This is a genomic window from Actinomadura sp. NBRC 104412 (assembly GCF_030269515.1).
Classification (GTDB): Bacteria; Actinomycetota; Actinomycetes; order Streptosporangiales; family Streptosporangiaceae; genus Spirillospora.
In genome coordinates, this window is record NZ_BSTM01000007.1 from 251,853 (window position 1) to 271,333 (window position 19,481).

The 19,481-nt window shown below is 71.7% G+C and carries 17 protein-coding genes; 8 read left to right on the forward strand and 9 right to left on the reverse strand.

From position 1 onward, the window contains the following. Window positions 1–54 precede the first annotated feature (54 nt). Entirely contained in the window at window positions 55–1,221 is a 1,167-nt protein-coding gene (locus QSK21_RS12015; RefSeq protein WP_285695641.1) for a C40 family peptidase, read from the forward strand. 7 nt (window positions 1,222–1,228) lie between these two features. Here the strand turns inward: QSK21_RS12015 and QSK21_RS12020 are convergent, their stop codons facing one another. Further along, window positions 1,229–1,867 carry an acyl-CoA-like ligand-binding transcription factor gene (locus QSK21_RS12020; RefSeq protein WP_285695642.1) on the reverse strand — a complete coding sequence of 213 codons (639 nt, stop codon included), beginning with the start codon at window positions 1,865–1,867 and terminating at the stop codon, window positions 1,229–1,231. Next, complete coding sequence (locus QSK21_RS12025; RefSeq protein ID WP_285695643.1) at window positions 1,848–3,374, reverse strand: MFS transporter; 1,527 nt, start codon at window positions 3,372–3,374, stop codon at window positions 1,848–1,850. The genes QSK21_RS12020 and QSK21_RS12025 overlap by 20 nt, the downstream gene beginning before the upstream one ends. A gap of 115 nt (window positions 3,375–3,489) precedes the next feature. Between QSK21_RS12025 and abmR the strand changes: the two genes are divergently transcribed. From abmR to QSK21_RS12045, 4 genes are all read left to right on the forward strand, one after another. Continuing rightward, window positions 3,490–4,011 carry an ATP-binding transcription factor AbmR gene (abmR, locus tag QSK21_RS12030; RefSeq protein ID WP_285695644.1) on the forward strand — a complete coding sequence of 174 codons (522 nt, stop codon included), beginning with the start codon at window positions 3,490–3,492 and terminating at the stop codon, window positions 4,009–4,011. A gap of 228 nt (window positions 4,012–4,239) precedes the next feature. Beyond that, complete coding sequence (locus tag QSK21_RS12035; RefSeq protein WP_285695645.1) at window positions 4,240–5,085, forward strand: isoprenyl transferase; 846 nt, start codon at window positions 4,240–4,242, stop codon at window positions 5,083–5,085. Between the two features lie 156 nt (window positions 5,086–5,241). After that, on the forward strand, window positions 5,242–6,561 hold the full coding sequence (gene phoH2 / locus QSK21_RS12040) for an RNA 5'-3' helicase PhoH2 (protein WP_285695705.1): 1,320 nt from the start codon (window positions 5,242–5,244) through the stop codon (window positions 6,559–6,561). 609 nt (window positions 6,562–7,170) lie between these two features. Further along, complete coding sequence (locus tag QSK21_RS12045; RefSeq protein WP_285695647.1) at window positions 7,171–8,118, forward strand: aggregation-promoting factor C-terminal-like domain-containing protein; 948 nt, start codon at window positions 7,171–7,173, stop codon at window positions 8,116–8,118. 29 nt (window positions 8,119–8,147) lie between these two features. Here the strand turns inward: QSK21_RS12045 and QSK21_RS12050 are convergent, their stop codons facing one another. The 4 genes from QSK21_RS12050 to QSK21_RS12065 form a co-directional block, all read right to left on the reverse strand. Further along, window positions 8,148–9,542 (reverse strand): class II fumarate hydratase, encoded by a 1,395-nt coding sequence (locus QSK21_RS12050; protein WP_285695648.1) that lies wholly within the window; start codon window positions 9,540–9,542, stop codon window positions 8,148–8,150. A gap of 99 nt (window positions 9,543–9,641) precedes the next feature. Next, window positions 9,642–10,913 (reverse strand): serine/threonine-protein kinase, encoded by a 1,272-nt coding sequence (locus QSK21_RS12055; RefSeq protein ID WP_285695650.1) that lies wholly within the window; start codon window positions 10,911–10,913, stop codon window positions 9,642–9,644. 130 nt (window positions 10,914–11,043) lie between these two features. Continuing rightward, complete coding sequence (locus tag QSK21_RS12060; protein ID WP_285695651.1) at window positions 11,044–12,684, reverse strand: fumarate hydratase; 1,641 nt, start codon at window positions 12,682–12,684, stop codon at window positions 11,044–11,046. 36 nt (window positions 12,685–12,720) lie between these two features. Next, window positions 12,721–13,686 (reverse strand): EamA family transporter, encoded by a 966-nt coding sequence (locus QSK21_RS12065; RefSeq protein WP_285695652.1) that lies wholly within the window; start codon window positions 13,684–13,686, stop codon window positions 12,721–12,723. Window positions 13,687–13,800: 114 nt separating this feature from the next. Here QSK21_RS12065 and pdxR point away from each other — a divergent pair, with 114 nt between their 5' ends. After that, a complete protein-coding gene (pdxR, locus tag QSK21_RS12070; protein WP_285695653.1) occupies window positions 13,801–15,366 on the forward strand; it encodes a MocR-like pyridoxine biosynthesis transcription factor PdxR in 1,566 nt (521 codons plus the stop codon). A 28-nt stretch (window positions 15,367–15,394) separates the two neighbouring features. After that, the gene (locus tag QSK21_RS12075; protein ID WP_285695654.1) at window positions 15,395–15,667 is read left to right on the forward strand and encodes a hypothetical protein; all 273 of its coding nucleotides are present in this window, start codon (window positions 15,395–15,397) and stop codon (window positions 15,665–15,667) included. Here QSK21_RS12075 and QSK21_RS12080 read toward each other — a convergent pair. Next, window positions 15,627–16,415: an ABC transporter permease gene (locus QSK21_RS12080; RefSeq protein ID WP_285695655.1), complete on the reverse strand. Its 789-nt coding sequence runs from the start codon at window positions 16,413–16,415 to the stop codon at window positions 15,627–15,629. The genes QSK21_RS12075 and QSK21_RS12080 overlap by 41 nt on opposite strands. Continuing rightward, window positions 16,412–17,341 (reverse strand): ABC transporter ATP-binding protein, encoded by a 930-nt coding sequence (locus tag QSK21_RS12085; protein ID WP_285695656.1) that lies wholly within the window; start codon window positions 17,339–17,341, stop codon window positions 16,412–16,414. The genes QSK21_RS12080 and QSK21_RS12085 overlap by 4 nt, the downstream gene beginning before the upstream one ends. Window positions 17,342–17,438: 97 nt before the next feature. Between QSK21_RS12085 and QSK21_RS12090 the strand changes: the two genes are divergently transcribed. Further along, on the forward strand, window positions 17,439–18,044 hold the full coding sequence (locus QSK21_RS12090; protein WP_285695657.1) for a DUF1707 SHOCT-like domain-containing protein: 606 nt from the start codon (window positions 17,439–17,441) through the stop codon (window positions 18,042–18,044). 371 nt (window positions 18,045–18,415) lie between these two features. Here QSK21_RS12090 and glpX read toward each other — a convergent pair whose 3' ends face one another. Continuing rightward, window positions 18,416–19,435, reverse strand: coding sequence for a class II fructose-bisphosphatase (glpX, locus tag QSK21_RS12095; protein ID WP_285695658.1), 1,020 nt, complete (start codon window positions 19,433–19,435; stop codon window positions 18,416–18,418). Between the last annotated feature and the right edge of the window lie 46 nt (window positions 19,436–19,481).

Below are 19,481 nucleotides of genomic sequence, written 5' to 3' on the forward strand. Positions count from 1 at the left end.
CGGCTCGGGACCGTAGTCTGGGCCCCGCCAGGCCGACCGCGAGGGAGTGTTGCCGTGCGCAAGCCGGACCGCCGGATGGCTCCGACGATCATCGGCGTTGCGGTGGTGACCACGCTGGCCGCCAACGGGGCCGTCCTGCTGGCCCAGAACCAGGCGAAACCCGAGGCGACGGCCCGCGCGGAGAACCCGAGGTTCGTCGCGGCCAACAGCACGATCTCCCCGGACGTGGTGGCGCCCCTGGGCAAGCGCATGGACCCGCACGTCCTGATCGCCGCGCCCGCCACGCTCCCGGTGAACGTGGTCGACCGGGTCCGCTCGGTCAAGGGCGTCGCGGGCGTCGAGGTCGTGGACGCCGTCCAGGCCGTCGTCGCGGGCAGGCGGGTGGGCGTGATGGGCGTCGACCCGTCCACGTTCCGCAACTACACCCCGAAGCCGACCGCGCAGTCCGACGCGCTGTGGCGCAACGTGGCCGCCGGGGACGTGGCGATCTCCTTCACCATGGGCAACGACGGCGGCGTACAGCTCGGCAGCCAGGTCCCGGTCGGCGGGAGGCGGAAGCAGACCCGGCTGCGCGTCGGCGCCTACGCCACGATGGGCATGGGCGACGTGGACGCGGTGGTCTCGCACGCCACGGCGCAGGAGCTGGGCATGCCGTCGGGGAACGCGATGCTGGTCAGCGTCCCGAAGGGCAAGTCCGCCGCCTACCTCAAGCGGTTCAAGAAGCTGCTGCCCAAGGGCGCCAAGGCGGTCGAGGTCAACCCCTCCATCGACTACCCCACGGCCGGGGAGGTGCCGACGGCGCGCGGCCAGGTGATGACGGCGGCCCAGGTGCGCACCGTCATCCGCGCCGCCTACAGCCGGCTCGGCTGGCCGTACGTGTGGGGCGGCGAGTCCGAGGCCGAGGGCGGCTACGACTGCTCCGGGCTGATGCAGTACGCGTTCGCCAGGGCCGGGATCAGGCTGCCCCGGGTGGCGGCGGACCAGGCACGGGCCGGCTGGGTGATCCCGTACAGCAAGGCGCGGCCCGGCGACATGCTGATCTGGGCCAACGACCCGACCGCGCCCGGCTACATCTCGCACATCGCGCTCTACATCGGCGACGGCAAGATGATCGCGGCGCCGCGCCGGGGCACGGTCGTCCAGGTCCAGAACGTCTACACGCGCAACATGAAGGGCGCCGTGCGGGTCAACCCGCGGCACGCCGCCACCATCGCGGGCTGACCGGGATTCACAGCGGGAGCCCGGCGTCCAGGAACGCCAGGTTCTCGTCCACCAGCGCGGGCAGGTCCAGGTTCCCGCCGCTGTCGAGCCAGGCGTACAGCGCCGACATCATCGCGCCGAGCACCGCCCAGGCGAACACCTGGACCCGCTGGTCGCCGGGGTCGTGTCCCGTCCGCTCCGCCGCCAGCTCGGCTATCGCCGCCTGCGTGCCGGTGCGCAGCTCCTCGAACAGGCGGCCGCGCAGCGCCGGCTCGTTCAGCATCAGCCGGGTCCGCCGCGTGATCGTCTCCCGCTCCTGCTCGTAGACGTAGGGGAAGATGTCCCGCAGGGCGGCGCGCAGCGCCTCGATCGGGGAGAGCTCCCGCGGCTGGTGACGGAACATCTCGATCAGGATCGGGTCGTACTCGTCCGTGATGACCACGTCTTCCTTGGTCGGGAAGTAGCGGAAGAACGTGCTCGGCGAGATCTCGGCCGCCGCGCAGATCTGCTCCACGGTGGTCGCGGCGTAGCCCTGCTCGGTGAAGAGCCGGAGGGCGTGGTCCTGGATCGCCTTCCGGGTCCGCAGTTTCTTGCGTTCGCGCAGGGGCAGCCGTCGCAGGTACTCGTCGTACCGCTCCAGCGACCGCTCAGGAAGCGACGTGCTCATGCTCCGATTGTCGGTCATCGGCGGACGGGGCCGCATGGGGTGGGAGGAAGGCCGCCACCAGCGCGGCCGCGATGAGGGCGACCGCCGCGCACGCCGCCAGCGCCACGTCCATGCCCTGGACGTAGGCGTCCCGGGCCGAGGCGAGGAGCGCGCCGTCGCCGAGCCGTTCGGCGACCGCGGCGGCGCCGCCGATCGAGTCCCGGGCGGTCTCGGCCGCCGCCGCGGGCAGGCCACCCGGGTCGATCCTGTCCCGGTAGACGGACGAGACGATGCTGCCGAGCCCGGCGATGCCCAGCGCGGCACCGGTCTGCCGCAGCGCCTGGACGAGCCCCGAGCCGCGTCCCGTGCGGTCGCCGGGCAGGCACGACAGCACGGTGTCCATCGCGGGGATCATGGCGAGCCCGACGCCCAGCCCGGCCACGGTCAGCCAGGCCGCGGTGAACCCGTAGCCGTCGCCGGTGCCGGTCGTCGCGCCCAGCCCGAACCCGGCGCCCAGCAGGACCAGCCCCGCCACCATGATCGGCTTGGTCCCGACGCGCCCGGCCAGCCGCTCGGTGACGATCCCGCCCGCCATCAGGCCGAGCAGCATCGGGATCAGCCGCACACCGGTGCCCAGCACGTCGTTGCCCTGCACGACCTGGAGGTACTGCGGCGCCGTGAACAGCGCCCCCGCCATGATCACCGCGGAGAGGGTGCCGGCCGCCAGCGCCCACACGAACCGGCGGTCGCGGAACATCGCCACGTCCATGATGGGTTCGCGGGCCCGCCGCTCCCACAGGACGAACAGGGTCAGCAGCACCAGGCCCCCGCAGATCGCGCCGAGGGTCAGCGGGTCGGCCCAGCCCCGTACCGGGCCCTCGATCATCCCGTACACCAGCGCCACCAGGCCGGCCATCGACAGCGCCGAGCCGCCCAGGTCGATCCGGGGCGCGGCCGGGTCGCGGGACTCGGGCAGCAGCAGCGCGATGGCGATCCCGCCGAGCGCCACCACGGGCACGTTGATCAGGAAGATGGAGCCCCACCAGTAGTGCTCCAGCAGCCAGCCGCCCAGCAGCGGCCCCAGCGGCAGGCCCAGCGCCATCGACGCCGACCAGACCGCGATGGCGCGGGTGCGCTCCTCCGGCGGGAAGATCGTGGGCAGGATCGACATCGAGAGCGGCATCACGAGCGCGGCGCCGATGCCCATGCCCGCGCGGGCCGCGATCAGCGTGGCGGCGTCCCCGGCGAGCGCGCCGGCCAGGGAGGCGGCGCCGAACAGCGCCAGCCCGGCCAGCAGCAGGCGCTTGCGGCCGAACCTGTCTCCCAGGAGCCCGGCGGGCAGCAGCAGCGCCGCGAACACCAGCACGTAGGAGTCCACGATCCACTGCAGCTCGCTGGTGCTCGCGTCCAGATCCTCCGAGAGCGTGGCCAGCGCCACGTTCAGGATCGTCAGGTCGAAGCCCAGCGCGAGCAGCGCGACCGCGAGCGCCCCCAGGCCCCACCACCGCCGGGCGTCTGGTGCCCTCATGACGGTCACCTCCTAATAAGTCTCTCTATGAAATGAGAGTAACTGTCAAAAGATGGTGGATGTCAACATCGGGAGTCGCTCGACCGGTGCGAGGGAACGCTGTAATTTTGATTACATGACTACGAGTGAAGCGGCCGAGGAGCTTCGCGGCTGGTTCTCCGGCCGGCTGCCGGAGGTCTGGTTCGAGGGGACGCCCGAGATCGTCGTCGACCGGGAGGAGGTCAGCGTCGTGGGCCGGCTGCCCGAGCCGGAGGCGGCGCGCGGCGTCGGCGAGAGCGAGCGGGCCGGGGTGCTGGCCGGCCACATCCAGCGCTTCCGCGAGGAGACGCGCGACCAGCGCATCGCCATCGCCCGCGAGGCCGAGCACAAGTTCGGCCACAAGGTCTCCTGGGGCGTGGAGTGCGGCGACCGCCGGGAGATGTTCACGACCCTGTCGGTGCCGGTGATGACCCGGCTGCGCCAGCCCGAGCGGCGCGTCCTCGACACCCTGGTGGAGGCCGGCGTCGCGCGCAGCCGCAGCGACGCGCTGGCCTGGTGCGTACGGCTGGTCGGCAAGAACACCGACGAGTGGCTGGGCCGGCTCCGCGAGGCCCTGGAGCACGTGGAGCGCGCCCGCGCCGCCGGTCCCGACGCCTGAGGACCCGCCGTCACCGTCCGTCCCGGTCGCCCCGGTCCTCGCTACCCTCCAGGTGACCGCGGAGTCGATGAGCTCCTGCGGTATATCCCGTAATGGCCGATACGGTGGGATATCTATCTCCGCCGGGTCATAATTGGGCGGCGTTTGTGTGCAGGGGTGATTGCGCGAAGGGAAGCCCGCATGGGGTTTCGGCGTGGTGACGAGGACCGGGGCGGACGGGGGGATTCCATGCGGGAGCAACGAGTCCGGAGGGCGGCGTCCGGCGGCGTGAGCAGGGTGGGCTCGGCGATCCGCCGCAGCGGCCCGTACGCCAGGATCCGCGACGCCGTCTACCGCCTGTACGAGCGGCGGGTGGAGTCGTCCCTGCCCGCGACCGGCGTGATCCCGCGCCATGTCGGGGTGATCCTGGACGGCAACCGGCGCTGGGCGCGCGCCATGGGGCTCGCCGACGTCAACGACGGCCACCAGCGCGGCGCCGACAAGATCTCCGATCTGCTGCAATGGAGCACCGAGGCCGGGGTCGAGGTGGTCACGCTCTGGCTGCTGTCCACCGACAACCTCAACCGGCCCGCCGCCGAGCTGGACCCGCTGCTGGAGATCATCGAGAACACCGTGCGCAAGCTCGCCGACGAAGGCTGGCACGTCAAGCCGGTCGGCGCGCTGGACCTGCTGCCCGATAAGACCGCCCGCGTCCTGAAAGACGCGGGTGAGGCCACTTCTGACGCCCCTGGCCTGATTGTGAACGTCGCCGTTGGGTATGGGGGTAGGCGTGAGATCGCTGATGCGGTGCGCTCTCTGCTGCTCGAGCAGGCAGGCAAAGGCACCAGCATCGAGGAACTCGCCGAGATCCTCGATGTCGAGCACATCGCGGAGCATCTCTACACGCGCGGTCAGCCGGACCCTGACCTGGTCATCCGCACCTCGGGCGAGCAGCGGCTCTCCGGTTTCATGCTCTGGCAGAGCGCCCACTCGGAGTTCCACTTCTGCGAGGTCCACTGGCCGGACTTCCGCAAGGTCGACTTCCTGCGGGCGCTGCGCTCGTATGCCGCGCGGCACCGGCGCTTCGGTTCCTAAGGGCACGCGCCCGCCTCTCTCTGGGCGGCCGCACGCCACCGCTCCGGGCCGGGTCGCCGGCCGCCGGGGGGCGGACCGGGGTGCCCTCGGCAGTTCCCCTCATTTCAGGGAGATCGAGTGGCCACAACCTCCGCGCGCCGTCCCGACGACTCCGGGATCCCCACCGGGACGACGGCCGTCCCCGGCCGGCGCACGTACGTCCTCGACACCAGCGTCCTGCTGGCCGACCCCGGAGCGATGACGCGCTTCGCCGAGCACGAGGTCGTACTTCCCATCGTCGTCATCTCCGAGCTGGAGGCCAAGCGGCACCATCCCGAGCTCGGCTACTTCGCCCGCCAGGCCCTGCGCACGCTGGACGACCTGCGTCTGGAGCACGGCCGGCTGGACGAGGCGCTGCCGCTGGGCGACCAGGGCGGGACGCTGCGGGTCGAGCTCAACCACTCCGACGCCAGCGTCCTGCCGGACGGGTTCAGGCTGGGCGACAACGACACCCGGATCCTGTCGGTGGCCGGCTGGCTGGCCCGCGAGGGCCGTGACGTCGTGCTGGTCTCCAAGGACCTGCCGATGCGGGTGAAGGCGTCGGCGGTGGGGCTCGCGGCCGAGGAGTACCGGGCCGAGCTGGCGGTGGTGGAGTCCGGCTGGACGGGCATGCGCGAGCTGGAGGTGCCCGGGGCATGCCTGGAGGCGCTGTACGAGACGGGGACGGCCGACCTGGAGGAGGCGCGGGAGCTGCCCTGCCACACCGGGCTGCGGCTGCTGTCGGAGCGTGGCTCGGCGCTCGGCCGGGTGCAGGCCGACAAGTCCGTCCGGCTGGTGCGCGGCGACCGCGAGGTGTTCGGCCTGCGCGGCCGCTCAGCCGAGCAGCGCGTCGCGCTGGACCTGCTGATGGACGAGGACGTCGGCATCGTCTCGCTGGGCGGGCGCGCCGGCACCGGCAAGTCGGCGCTGGCGATGTGCGCGGGTCTGGAGGCGGTGCTGGAGCGCCGCCGCCACCGCAAGGTGGTGGTCTTCCGCCCGCTGTACGCGGTGGGCGGCCAGGAGCTCGGCTACCTGCCCGGTTCGGAGAACGACAAGATGTCGCCCTGGGCGCAGGCGGTCTACGACACCCTGTCCGCGGTGACCACGCCGGAGGTCATCGAAGAGGTTTTGGACCGTGGCATGTTGGAGGTCCTGCCCCTCACCCACATCCGGGGCCGCTCGCTGCACGACGCTTTCGTGATCGTCGACGAGGCGCAGTCGCTGGAACGCGGCGTGCTGCTGACCGTCCTGTCGCGGATCGGCGCGGGCTCGCGCGTGGTGCTCACCCATGACGTGGCGCAGCGCGACAACCTGCGGGTCGGACGGCACGACGGCGTGGTGGCGGTGGTGGAGAAGCTGAAGGGGCATCCGCTGTTCGCGCACGTCACGCTGACGCGCTCCGAACGGTCCCCGATCGCCGCCCTGGTGACCGACATGCTGGGGGATGTCGGGGTCTGACCGCCCGGACGCCATGCTCGGGCCCCGGTGGAGATCATCGGGGCCCGTCGCGCGCCGTCGCGGGCCGCTGTGACGATCACGTTCCGTGATCGCCGAATGGCGGCCTGTGTGCTTGTGATGAAGGTCACAGGCACCGGGGCGGGCATGCGGAATCGCAGCTCTGGCGGGCGTTTCGCGGCCCCGCCGGAAGAGTTGACAACCGGCACATCCTTAGCTTTTGTCTCGTTTCGGTTGCGGAGCATGCCTTGACCTCAGGCATTGTGTCTCCCCGTAAGCACCCCCAGAACGCGGTGTGGGCCACATGCGTCACCCCTGTGACGACGGCGCGGCGGCCCGCCGGTGTTCCGGGTCCGGGCCGCCGGAGTCCCCGGTCCGGCCGCCGGACCGGGGGTGGAAGCAGTTCATGGGCGCGTCCATGCGCTCATGACCGTCGGAAGGACCGCCTTGTACGGAGACCGCCCCGGGTCCCCTAGGCGAGACGATCGACAGAGCTTTGCACCCCAGGATTCTCTGGGTCCCGCTTACGCGCCCACGTACAACGAGGACGTCAAGGTCGCCGGTCCCCCCAACGGCGCCGCGTCCGGAGGCAGCGCGGGCGACACGGCGGCCATGGGGGCCGTCCAGGCCGATTCCTGGACGCCCCGCCTGGCCCTGGGCGCCGCGCAGCAGCCGCTCTACCTCAACCAGGACGGCCCGCAGGCCAACACCGCGCGGAGCGCCGTCCAGGCGCTGGCCGAGCTGGGCAACCCCGGACCGCTGGGCACCGCTCAGGCGAACGGCCCGTCCAGCACGTACGCCCCCTCCAGCACGTACGCGCCGTCCAGCACCCACGCGCCTCCTCCGATGGAGGCCCTGGACTTCATGGGCCCGCCCAGCCCTCCGCGGGACGACCCCTTCGCCGAGGGACGGCCGCCGTCGCGGACCGGGGGCGGCAAGGGCACCGGCCTCAAGATCGCGATCGTGGCCGCGGGAGCGGCCGTCGTGGTCGGCGGTGGCGCGGTCGCCGCGCTGGCGATGACCGGCGGCGACGCGGACGGCACCGCCACCGTGGCCGCCCGGCGCCCCGGTACGGCCACACCCACCGTCAACCCGTGGGTCGAGCAGCAGCAGCGCCGCAGGCTCGCCTACGAGCGGGCCGTCAGGGCGGCGCGCCAGGCCCCCGCCCAGAAGCCGAAGCTGCTGCCCAGGGGCGAGCCCATCCCCACCAAGAAGCCCGAGTCCAGCGGCCCGCCGACCGCCGGCAACCCCGTCCCCGCCGGTGAGGCGCAGGCGATCGCCAAGGCGATGCTGCCCAGCTTCGGCATGGACCCCGACACCCAGTTCGGGTGCCTGGTGAAGCTGTGGAACAAGGAGAGCGGCTGGCGCGTCACCGCGTCCAACCCCTCGGGCGCCTACGGCATCCCGCAGGCCCTGCCCGGCTCCAAGATGGCCAGCGCGGGCGCCGACTGGCGCACCAGCGCCCGTACCCAGATCAAGTGGGGACTCGGCTACATCAAGGACCGCTACGGCACCCCCTGCGCCGCCTGGCAACACTCCCAGTCCGTGGGCTGGTACTAGTCTCGTTCGCTCCAGCGTGCCGCGGCGCCCTACACGCCGCGGGTCATGGCGAGGACGTCGAGGGCGGCGTCGAGCTGCTCCACGGTCAGTTTGCCTTCGGCGACATAGCCGCGTTCCAGGACGACCTCGCGGATCGTCTTGCGTTCGCTGAGGGCCTGCTTGGCGACCTTGGCGGCCTCCTCGTAGCCGATGTAGCGGTTCAGCGGGGTCACGATCGACGGTGAGGACTCGGCGTACTCGCGCAGCCGGTTCACGTCCGCCTCGATGCCCGCCACGCAACGGTCGGCCAGCAGCCGCGACACGCCGGCCAGCAGGCCGATCGACTCCAGCAGGTTGCGGGCCAGCATCGGCAGCGTCACGTTCAACTCGAAGCCGCCGGACGCGCCGCCGAACGCGATCGCGGCGTCGTTCCCGATGACCTGGGCCGCGACCTGGATGACCGCCTCGGGGATCACCGGGTTCACCTTGCCCGGCATGATCGACGAACCCGGTTGCAGGTCGGGCAGGCGGATCTCGGCGAGCCCGGTCCGCGGGCCCGAGCCCATCCAGCGCAGATCGTTGGCGATCTTGTTGAGGCCGACCGCGATGGTGCGCAGCGCCCCGGACGCCTCCACCAGGCCGTCCCGCGCGCCCTGGGCCTCGAAGTGGTCGCGCGCCTCGGTCAGCGGCAGCCCGGTCGCCCTGGCGATCTCCTCGATGACCCGGGGGGCGAAGCCGGGCGGGGTGTTGATGCCGGTGCCGACCGCCGTCCCGCCCAGGGGAAGCTCCGCCAGCCGCGGCAGGACGGCCTCCAGCCGCTCCACCCCGTACCGGACCTGCGCCGCGTACCCGCCGAACTCCTGGCCCAGTGTGACCGGCGTGGCGTCCATCAGGTGCGTGCGGCCCGACTTGACCACGGTGGCGAACTCGCGGGCCTTGGCGTCCAGCGTCTCCTCCAGATGCCGCAGCGCCGGGATCAGGTCGTGCACGACGGCGCCCGTCGCCGCGATGTGGATCGAGGACGGGAACACGTCGTTGGACGACTGCGAGGCGTTCACATGGTCGTTGGGATGCACCGGACGGCCCAGCCGCTCCTGCGCGAGGGTGGCGATCACCTCGTTGGCGTTCATGTTCGAGGACGTTCCGGAGCCGGTCTGGAACACGTCGATGGGGAACTGGTCGTTCCAGCGCCCCGCCGCGACCTCCAGGGCGGCCTCGGCGATGGCCTCCGCGAGGTCGCCGTCGAGCACGCCCAGCTCGGCGTTCACCTTCGCGGCGGCCGCCTTGACCTGTCCGAGCGCGGCGATGTGCGCCGGCTCCAGGCCGCGTCCCGAGATCGGGAAGTTCTCCACCGCGCGCTGCGTCTGCGCGCGCCACTTCGCCGCCGCCGGAACCCGCACCTCGCCCATGGAGTCGTGCTCGACGCGGAACCCGTCCTCCGTCATGATCGCCACCTCCGTCTCGGAACCACCCCTCCTGTCAAGGGCAGCCTTGAGAAGGCCACGGTCATTCCCGCCACGCGGTGGTGGATGCCCGCGCGGCGTTCAGCCTCCGGGGGTGCTGGGCTGGACGGTGTAGGACTTGCGCTCGCCGGGCGATCCACCCGGCTGCCGCGCCCCGTTCACCCAGACCTCGCAGGCCGCAGCGTCGTACACCACCGCGTTGAGGTGGGGCTGGTCGTACTGCCGGGCGTCGCCCATCGCCAGCGTCTCGTCGGAGACCACGTTGATCGTCGGCCCCGGCACCGAGACGAAGATCTTGCAGGGGCCGGTGCGCGCCATCACCACCAGCGTGCTCGTCCCCACGCCCGCGGGCGGCGACGTGCCCGCCTGCGGCCCGGAGGCCGAGGCGACGGGGGACGGGGCGGGGCTCTCCCGCATCATCCCGACGACCAGCGCCGTCGTGGCGATCACCAGCACCAGCACCACGGCGGCGACCAGCGCGATCGCCGTGATCATCTGGTGCCGGGGGGTGGGCGGGCGGCGGCGCCCGGCGCGCGGCCCGGTCAGGGCGCGTTCCAGCCGGTCGGCGGCGCGGGCGTGGCTGAGCCGCCGGGTGGGGTTCTTCTCCAGCAGCCCCGTCACCACCGGCGTCAGCGCCCCGGCGTTCTGCGGGTACGGCGGCGACTCGTTGGCCAGCGCGCTCAGCGTGGCCATCACGTTCTCCCGCTCGAACGGCGGGCGCCCCTCCAGCGCCGCGTACAGGGTGGCGCCCAGCGACCACAGGTCGGAGCGCGGCGTGGCCTTCTCACCGGCCGCGACCTCGGGCGCCACGTACGCGGGCGACCCCATGAAGTGGCCCGACTTGGTGAGGCTCGGCGACCCCGAGGAGAAGGCCAGCCCGAAGTCGGTGAGCACGACCCGGTCGCCGTCCAGCAGCACGTTGCTGGGCTTGAGGTCGCGGTGCACGATCCCGGCCTTGTGCGCGATGCCGAGGGCGTCCAGTAACTGGCGGCCGATCTCGCCCACCCGCTCGGGCGGCAGCGGGCCGTCCCGCTCGATCAGCTGCTCCAGGTTGGGCGCCTCGATCAGCTCCATCACGATCCAGGGCCTGCCCTGCTCGATCACCACGTCGTAGACCTCGACGATCGAGGGGGTGCGCAGCTGCGCCGGCGCGCGCGCCTCGCGGAGCGTGCGCCGGTAGAAGACGACCCGGTCGTCCTCGGAGAGGTCATCGGGGAGCCGCAGCTCCTTGATCGCTACAGCGCGATCGAGGAGGTCGTCATGCCCTCTCCACACGATGCCGTTGGCGCCCTGACCTATTTCCGAGTCCAGCCGGTAGCGCGTCGCTAGTACGAGGCGCTCTGACTGAGACATGGCCGAAAAGATACCGGAGTGGCCATGCGGTCACCCGGGAGACTTAGGGATGAATTTGGATATTGCTCTAATTCGGTGAGACCTGGACCGCCCGGTCCGGCGGGCCTCGCCGCTGGTCGTCCCATCGCCGTCAGCGCCTGCCGATGGTCAGGACGGGGCCGGTGGTGTCGGCGAAGAAGTCCCCGCCCTTGTCGTCCACGACGATGAACGCGGGGAAGTCCTCGACCTCGATCCTCCAGACCGCCTCCATCCCCAGCTCGGGGTATTCCAGCACCTCGACCTTCTTGATGCAGTCCTGCGCGAGCCGCGCCGCCGGGCCGCCGATCGAGCCGAGGTAGAAGCCGCCGTGCGCCTTGCACGCGTCGGTCACCTGCTTGGAGCGGTTCCCCTTCGCCAGCATCACCAGCGAGCCGCCCGCCGCCTGGAACTGCTCGACGTAGGAGTCCATCCGTCCCGCCGTCGTCGGGCCGAACGACCCCGATGCGTACCCTTCGGGGGTCTTGGCCGGGCCCGCGTAGTAGACGGCGTGGTCCCGCATGTACTGCGGCATGGGCTCGCCCGCGTCCAGCCGCTCCTTGATCTTGGCGTGCGCGATGTCGCGCGCCACCACCAGCGGCCCGGTCAGCGACAGCCGCGTCTTCACCGGGTAGCGGGTCAGCTCGGCCCGGATCTCGTCCATCGGGCGGTTCAGGTCGATCCGGACGACGTCGCCGTCCAACTGGTCGTCGGTGGTCTCCGGCAGGTACTTCGCGGGATCGGTCTCCAGCCGCTCCAGGAACACGCCCTCCGCGGTGATCTTCGCCAGGGCCTGCCGGTCCGCGCTGCACGACACCGCGATCGCCACCGGGCAGGACGCGCCGTGCCTGGGCAGCCGGACCACCCGCACGTCGTGGCAGAAGTACTTGCCGCCGAACTGCGCCCCGATCCCCAGCCGCTGGGTCAGCTCGAACACCTCCCGCTCCAGGTCCAGGTCGCGGAACCCGTGGCCGAGCGGCGACCCGTCCTTGGGCAGCGTGTCCAGGTAGTGGGCGGAGGCGTACTTCGCGGTCTTCAGGGCGTACTCGGCGGACGTGCCGCCCACCACGATCGCCAGATGGTAGGGCGGGCACGCGGCGGTGCCCAGCGAGCGGATCTTCTCTTCCAGGAACGCCAGCATCCGCTTCGGATTCAGGACGGCCTTGGTCTCCTGGTACAGGAACGACTTGTTGGCGCTGCCGCCGCCCTTGGCCATGAACAGGAACTTGTAGGCGTCACCCGGCGCCGCGTACAGCTCGATCTGCGCGGGGAGGTTGTTGCCGGTGTTCTTCTCGTCCCACATCGTGAGCGGCGCCATCTGCGAGTAGCGCAAATTCAGCTTGGTGTAGGCGTCGTACACGCCGCGCGACAGGTGCTCCTCGTCCCGCCCGTCGGTCATGACATGCTGGCCGCGCTTGCCCATGATGATCGCCGTGCCGGTGTCCTGGCACATCGGCAGCACGCCGCCGGACGCGATCCCCGCGTTCTTCAGCAGGTCCAGCGCCACGAACCGGTCGTTGGGCGACGCCTCCGGATCGTCCAGGATCCTGCGGAGCTGCGCCAGGTGCGCGGGGCGCAGCAGGTGGGAGATGTCGCGCATCGCGGTCTCGGTGAGCAGCCGCAGCGCCTCCGGCTCCACCTGGAGGAACGTCCGCCCGCCCGCCTCGAACGTGGTCACGCCGTCGGACGTGAGCAGCCGGTACTCGGTGTCGTCGGGGCCGAGGGGGAGCAGATCGGTGTAAGAGAACTCAGGCATCGAAGATCCTCGCGGGTGCGAACGGGGCGACTCAGTTTATATTTGGCGGCTCACCCGGCGTCGGACGCGGGTCGTCCCATCGGCCGGCCCCGCCTTCGGACGCGGTCGCGACGGCCGGGGCGAGCGGGGCCGCAGGCCGACGACGACCCCGGCGGCGACCAGGGCGGCACCGGCCAGATCCGCCGGGGCCGGGTCTCCCAGGCCCAGGGCGACCGTGGTGATCACGGCGCTGATGGGGACGATGCCGGCGAACAGACCGGCCCGGTCGGCGCCCAGCCTGCCCAGCGCGTCGTACCAGAGGAGGAACGCCCCGGTCGTCACGACCACCGACAGGTAGGCCAGGCCCGCCAGTTCCGCGCCGGTCGGGACGCGCAGCACCGCCCGGCCGTCCGCCACCAGCCCGACGACCAGGAGCATGGGCGCGGCCAGCGCCGCCGACCACGCCGACACCCGTAACGGGCCCAGCTTCGGCAGCAGCGGGACGGCCAGCAGCGAGAAGCACACCTCGCCGCCCAGAGCGCCGAGCGCCAGCAGCAGGCCGCGCACCGTACCGCTGCCCAGGCCGTTGGCCAGCGCCGCCCCGGCCGTCACCACGCACGCCGCCAGCACCACGGGCGGGGCGGGACGGCGCCGTTCCAGCAGCGGCCCGACCAGGGCGAGCGCGACGGGCACGGTGGCGATCACGGTGCCGATGGTGGCCGGGCCGGTGTCCTTGGTCGCGGCGACGATGCAGACGTTGAACGCGGCGAGGCCCGTCGCCGCCAGCGCCGCCAGCAGCGCCAGGTCCTGGAGGGACGGTCGCGGTGGTGCGGGTGCGGCGCCGGGCCGCCGGTCGATGAGCGCGATGACGGCGAACAAGATCGCGGCCGCCGCCGCGTAACGCAGCGCCTGGCCGCCGAAGACGGGATAGCCGGAGATCATCGCGGAGATGGCGGTCAGCGTGCCGACCGCGAACATCGCCGTGCCCGCGCCGATCATTCCCCTGCCGGTGCCGGTGTCCATGACCGGGACGTTAGAAGCGGCTTGGCCTCCACCACAGAACCAATCAAACTCTGACATTCAGGTCCAATTTCACGGTGTGTGACATCATCGGGCCCTCCTGACGCTGAACATGGTGTGACCGACCTTCATCTCCCCCTCGACCGCTCCGCCGGTCGGCTCGCCGCCCAGATCGCCGCCGGGCTGCGCGGCGGTATCCGCTCCGGCCGGCTCACCGCCGGGACCAGGCTCCCCTCCAGCCGCGACCTGGCACGCGACCTGGAGGTCTCCCGCGGTGTCGTGGTCACCGCGTACGAGCAGCTCATCGCCGAAGGCTTCCTGGTCGCCCGGCGCGGCGACGGCACCCGGGTGGCCGCGCTGGCGCGCCCCGACGTGCGTCCGCGCGAATCCGTGGGCGCCGTCACCACGGTGCCCGCGACGGTGACGCACGGCGCCGCCCGCCCGAGATGGACCCACGCGACGACGGCCGACGCCGTACCGGCCCCCTTCGGCCAGGCGGCGCGGACGGTTTCCACCAACGGCAGGGCCGCGACCCGGCCCGCCCCGCCCGGCGAACCACCCGGCGGCGTGAACCGGGGCGCCTTCCCCTTCGATCTGTGGCCCGGCACGCCCGACCTGGGCGCGTTCCCGCGCGAACGGTGGGCCGCCGCCGTGCGCGCGGCGCTGCGCCAGATCCCCAACGACGAGCTCACCTATCCCGACTGCGGCGGCGTCCCCGCGGTACGCGCCGAGCTGGCCGCCTACCTCGGCCGGGTGCGCGCCGCCAACACCGGCCTCGGCCAGGTCGTGATCATGAGCGGGGTGGCGCACGGGGTGTCCAGCGCCGTCCGCGCCCTTCAGGCCGCCGGGCACCGGACGCTGGCCCTGGAGGACCCCACCAGCGTCCGTCAGCTCCCGATGCTGGAGTCCACCGGCATCCGGCTGGTCCGCGTCCCGGTCGACCGGCACGGCATCGACGTCGACGCGCTCGCCCGTACCGGCGCGCGCGCCGTCCTGGTCACGCCCGCGCACCAGTACCCGACCGGCGTCGTGCTCTCCCCGGAACGCCGCGCCCAGCTCATCGCCTGGGCCCGCGAGGTCGACGGGCTGGTCATCGAGGACGACTACGACGCCGAGTTCCGGTACGACCGCGAGCCCGTGGGCTGCCTGCAAGGCGTCGATCCCGAACGGGTCATCCTCCTCGGCTCCGTCAGCAAGGCCCTGGCCCCCGCCCTGCGCTTGGGCTGGGCCGTGGCGCCCCCGCGCATAGCCGAGGAACTGCGGACGTTCCGCGCGCACACGGACTTGGGCGCCCCCGTCCTGGAGCAGCACGCACTCGCCCAGCTCATCAGGAGCGGCGCCTACGACCGGCACCTGCGGACGATGCGCCGCCAGTACCGCACACGGCGCGACGTCCTTGTCGAAGCCCTCCACACCCACATCCCCGACGCCGTCGTACGAGGCGTCTCCGCGGGCATCCACCTGTACGTGGAACTGCCCAAGGGCTGCGACGAGGACGAAGTCGTCGCCGCGGCCGCCCAGCGCGGGATGGCGGTCGCCGGGGCCCGTCCCATGTGGTCCGCCGAACGCGCGCAGGAGGCCGCACCCGCGTTGGTCATGGGGTACGCGAGACTGGGTGAGAGCAGGCTGACGAGAGCGGCGGAACTTCTTGGCCAGGTGATTAACCGACGCCCCGTCGGGTAGTTAGCCGGTCCCGGTGAAGGAGGGACGCATGAGCCTAGATGAGGCCGCTCGCCAGTTGAAACTGGCGGTCCACGACGCCCAGGTCGCCTTCGACTGTGTCGGACTGGGCGACCTGGAACGAGCCCAGGAACACGTGCTGACCGCCAGAGCGGCAACGGACGCGGCCATGACCGTCGTGGCCCACTCCCTCAAGCACCTGACCCCCGAACAGGCCCGTGCCCAAGGCGAGCACGCCGTCATGGCCCTTGAGGATGCGCCGCCTAGTCGATCAGCCGGCGGCGCATCCCCCTCACCGCGATGACCCACATGAGGGTGGCGAACACCACTACGACCCCCAGATGAAGCAGGTCGGCGAGGGGTTCCAAACCGAAGACCGCGTGCCGGATCAGCTCCACGGCGTGGTAGAGGGGGTTGATCCGTGACACGGTCTGCACCCATTGCGGCAGCGAGTCGACCGGGAAGAAGGTGCCGCCGATCAGGAACAGCGGGGTCACCCCGCCGGTGATCACGTAGTCGAAGGAGTTGATCGACGGCACCACCGAGGACGTCCACATCCCGAACAGCCCGAAGCCCAGCGCCGCGCAGAACACGATGAACGGGACCAGCAGCATCCCGAACGACGGGTCGAGGCCGAAGAACAGCGCCACGATGATCGGGGTGCACGAGTACACCGCCGACTTGGCCGCGATCCACAGCGCCTCGCCCGTCACCAGCTCGTGCACGTCCACCGGCGCAGCCAGCATCGCGTCGTAGGTGTGCTGGAACACCCGCCGGATGTAGCCGTTGAACATGCCCGGGAACACCGAGGTGAACAGGGCCGCGACCCCCACCACCCCGGTGGCCACGAATTCGAGGTAGCGGTAGTCGCCGACCACGGCCACCATCGACCCGAAGCCGTACCCGAACGCGAGCAGGAAGAAGGTCGGCTCCACCATCGAGGCGAACGACTGCGACCCCCAGTAGCGCTTGAACAGCGCCAGCTCATGCCGCCAAATGCCCCGCACCGGCGCCATCTCGAACCGCCGTAGCGGCTGCGTCTGCACAGTCATTCCACCCGCTCACCGGTGAGCACCACGAACACGTCCTCCAGGTTGGAGGCCCGCCGCACGCCGTCCGGGCCGAGCTCCTCGTCCAGGGACGGCGGTATCGTCTCGGCCTTCAGCACCGACACCGACGGCCCGGTGCGGCGCGTCGGCAGCCCCGCCGCCCGCGCCATCCGCTCGACCTCCTCCAGCCGGTCCGGCGGGCCGTGGTGCTCCACCACCCGCGCCCCGGCGTACTTCTCGACCAGCCGGGACGGGGAGCCGCGCGCGATCACCTTGCCGTGCGACATCAGCGCGCACTCGTCCGCCAGCCGCTCGGCCTCCTCGATGTAGTGCGTGGACATCAGCACCGTCGTCCCGTTCGCGCGCAGCCCGTCGATGAGCCCCCACAGCTCGGCCCGCACCTGCGGGTCCAGGCCCACGGTGGGCTCGTCCAGGAGCACCAGCGCGGGACGGTGCACCAGCCCCCGCGCGATCAGCAGCCTGCGCCGCATCCCGCCGGACAGGTCGTCGACCTTGGTGCGCTGCCGCGCCGTGAGATGGGCCAGCTCCAGGGCGTCGTCGACCGCCGCACGCCGCCGCGACCGCGGCACCCGGTACAGATGCGCGAAGACCTCAAGGTTCTCCCGGGCGGTCAGCTCCTCGTCGAGGTTGTCCTGCTGCGGCACGACCCCCATGGCCGCCCGCGCCCGCTTGGACTCCCTCGGCACGTCGAACCCCAGCACCTGGATGGACCCCGACGTCGGGATCGCCTGCGCCGTGAGCAGCTTCATCGTCGTGGACTTGCCGGCCCCGTTCGGCCCGAGAAGCCCCAGGCACGTCCCCGCGGGAACGTCGAGATCAAGCCCGTCGACCGCCGTGAAGTCCCCGAACCGCTTGACCACGCCGCGAAGGCTGATGGCGGGTGGGGCGGCGGTTCCCCCCTCAGTCACGATCTCGTGACGCTGAACCGACATGCCCGCCACAGTATGCGGCGGACCGGACGATTCCCCACAGGTTTTCCGCAGGTGCGCCCGCTACCCTGGAACGGTGGACACGCCCATCCGTCGGCCCGCCGAACGGGCGCCCCGCGTCCGCGACCTCCGTGCCTCCGACGCCGACCGCGAGCGCGTCGTCAAGGTGCTCGGCGAGGCCCTCGCCGACGGCCGGATCACCCTGGAGGAGCACTCCGAGCGCACCTCCCACGCCTACGCCGCCCGCACCCTGGGCGAGCTGACCGGCCTCACCGCGGACCTCAGCCCCCAGGAGGCCCAGCCCATCCTGGTCGACGACCGCCCGATCTCGGCCTTCTTCGGCCGCATGCGCCGCGAAGGCCGATGGGTCGTCCCCGTCAAAGTTCCCCTCCTCGCCCTCTTCGGAACGGTCGAGCTCGATCTGCGCCAGGCCGTCCTCCAGCGCCGCCACATCGTCCTCGACTCCCTGATCATCGGCGGCCGCCTCCGCATTCTCGTCCCCGACGGCGTCCAGGTGAACGTGACGGGCCGCACCATCCTCAGCACCCGCGAGGTACGCACCCGCCCCACCCCGGATGGCCCCACCATCGAGGTCGGAGGAACCCTCGTCTTCGGCTCCATCAAGGCCAAGGCCCCCAAACGAACCCTCCGAGAACGCATGAAAAACCGCCTACGCCGCTAGAGAGGCAAGGGACGAAGCCCCCAATAGGGGGCAAGGGGGTGCAGGGGGCGGAGCCCCCTGCCGGGGGTGTCGGGGGCGGAGCCCCTGACCGGGGTCAGCGGTCACCGCCGCGAGCCGTCAAGGCGAGCGGCGGGGATCGCTGACCCCGCATCGGGGGGCGTGGGGGGTCGCCCCCTCCACATATGTCACAGCCCCAACGGGGGTGCAGGGGGCGGAGCCCCCTGCCGGGGGTGTCGGGGGCGGAGCCCCTGACCGGGGTCAGTGGCCGCCGCTGCGAGCCGTCAAGGCGAGCGGCGGTGGTCGCTGGCCCCGCATCGGGGGGCGTGGGGGGTCGCCCCCCCACAATGAAGGGAGTTTGAGGGGTCGCCCCCTCAAAAGGCAATAGTGCTGTAGGCCCTTAGCTTTTCCAGCTTGTGTTCGCTGGCCACCGTTCGGATGGTGCCGCTGCGGGAGCGCATGACCAGCGAGTGGGTGAACGCGGAGCCTTTCCTGTACCGGACGCCGTCGACGAGTTCGCCGTCGGTGATGCCGGTGGCGGCGAAGAAGACGTCGTCGGAGGTGACGAGGTCGTCGGTGGTGAGGACGCGGCCGAGGTCGTGGCCCGCGTCGAGGGCCTTCTGGCGTTCGGCGTCGTCTCTGGGCCAGAGCCGGCCTTGGATGACGCCGCCGAGCGCTTTGATGGCGGAGGCGGCGATGATGCCTTCGGGGGTGCCGCCGATGCCGACGAGCAGGTCGGTGCCGGTGCCTTCGCGGGCCGCCATGATCGCGCCGGCCACATCGCCGTCCGTGATCAGTTTGACCCGGGCGCCGGTCTCCCTGACCTCCTTGATCATCCCCTCGTGCCTGGGCCGGTCCAGGATGATCACGGTGACGTCCTCGGTGGAGGAGCCCTTGGCCTTGGCGATGGCGCGGACGTTGTCCCCGATGGGACGTTCGATGTCGACGACGCCGGCCGCTTCGGGCCCGGTGACCAGCTTCTCCATGTAGAAGACGGCGGACGGGTCGTACATGGAGCCGCGCGGGGCGACGGCCAGGACGGCGATGGCGTTGTTCATGCCGTAGGCGGTGAGCCGGGTGCCGTCGATGGGGTCGACGGCGACGTCGCATTCGGCGCCGCGCCCGTCGCCGACCTCTTCGCCGTTGTAGAGCATGGGGGCGTTGTCCTTCTCGCCCTCTCCGATGACCACGACGCCCTGCATCGAGACGGTGTTGATGAGCTGCCGCATGGCGTTGACCGCGGCGGCGTCGGCGCCGTTCTTGTCGCCGCGGCCGACCCAGCGGGACGCCGCCATGGCGGCGGCCTCGGTCACCCGGACCAGCTCCATTGCCAGGTTGCGGTCCGGCGCGGACGGCTCGGTGGCCAGCGGGGAACGGACGGTGTCATCGGACATGCGCAACGGCCTTTCGGTCGATCGGCGACACTGGGTCGGTGGGTGA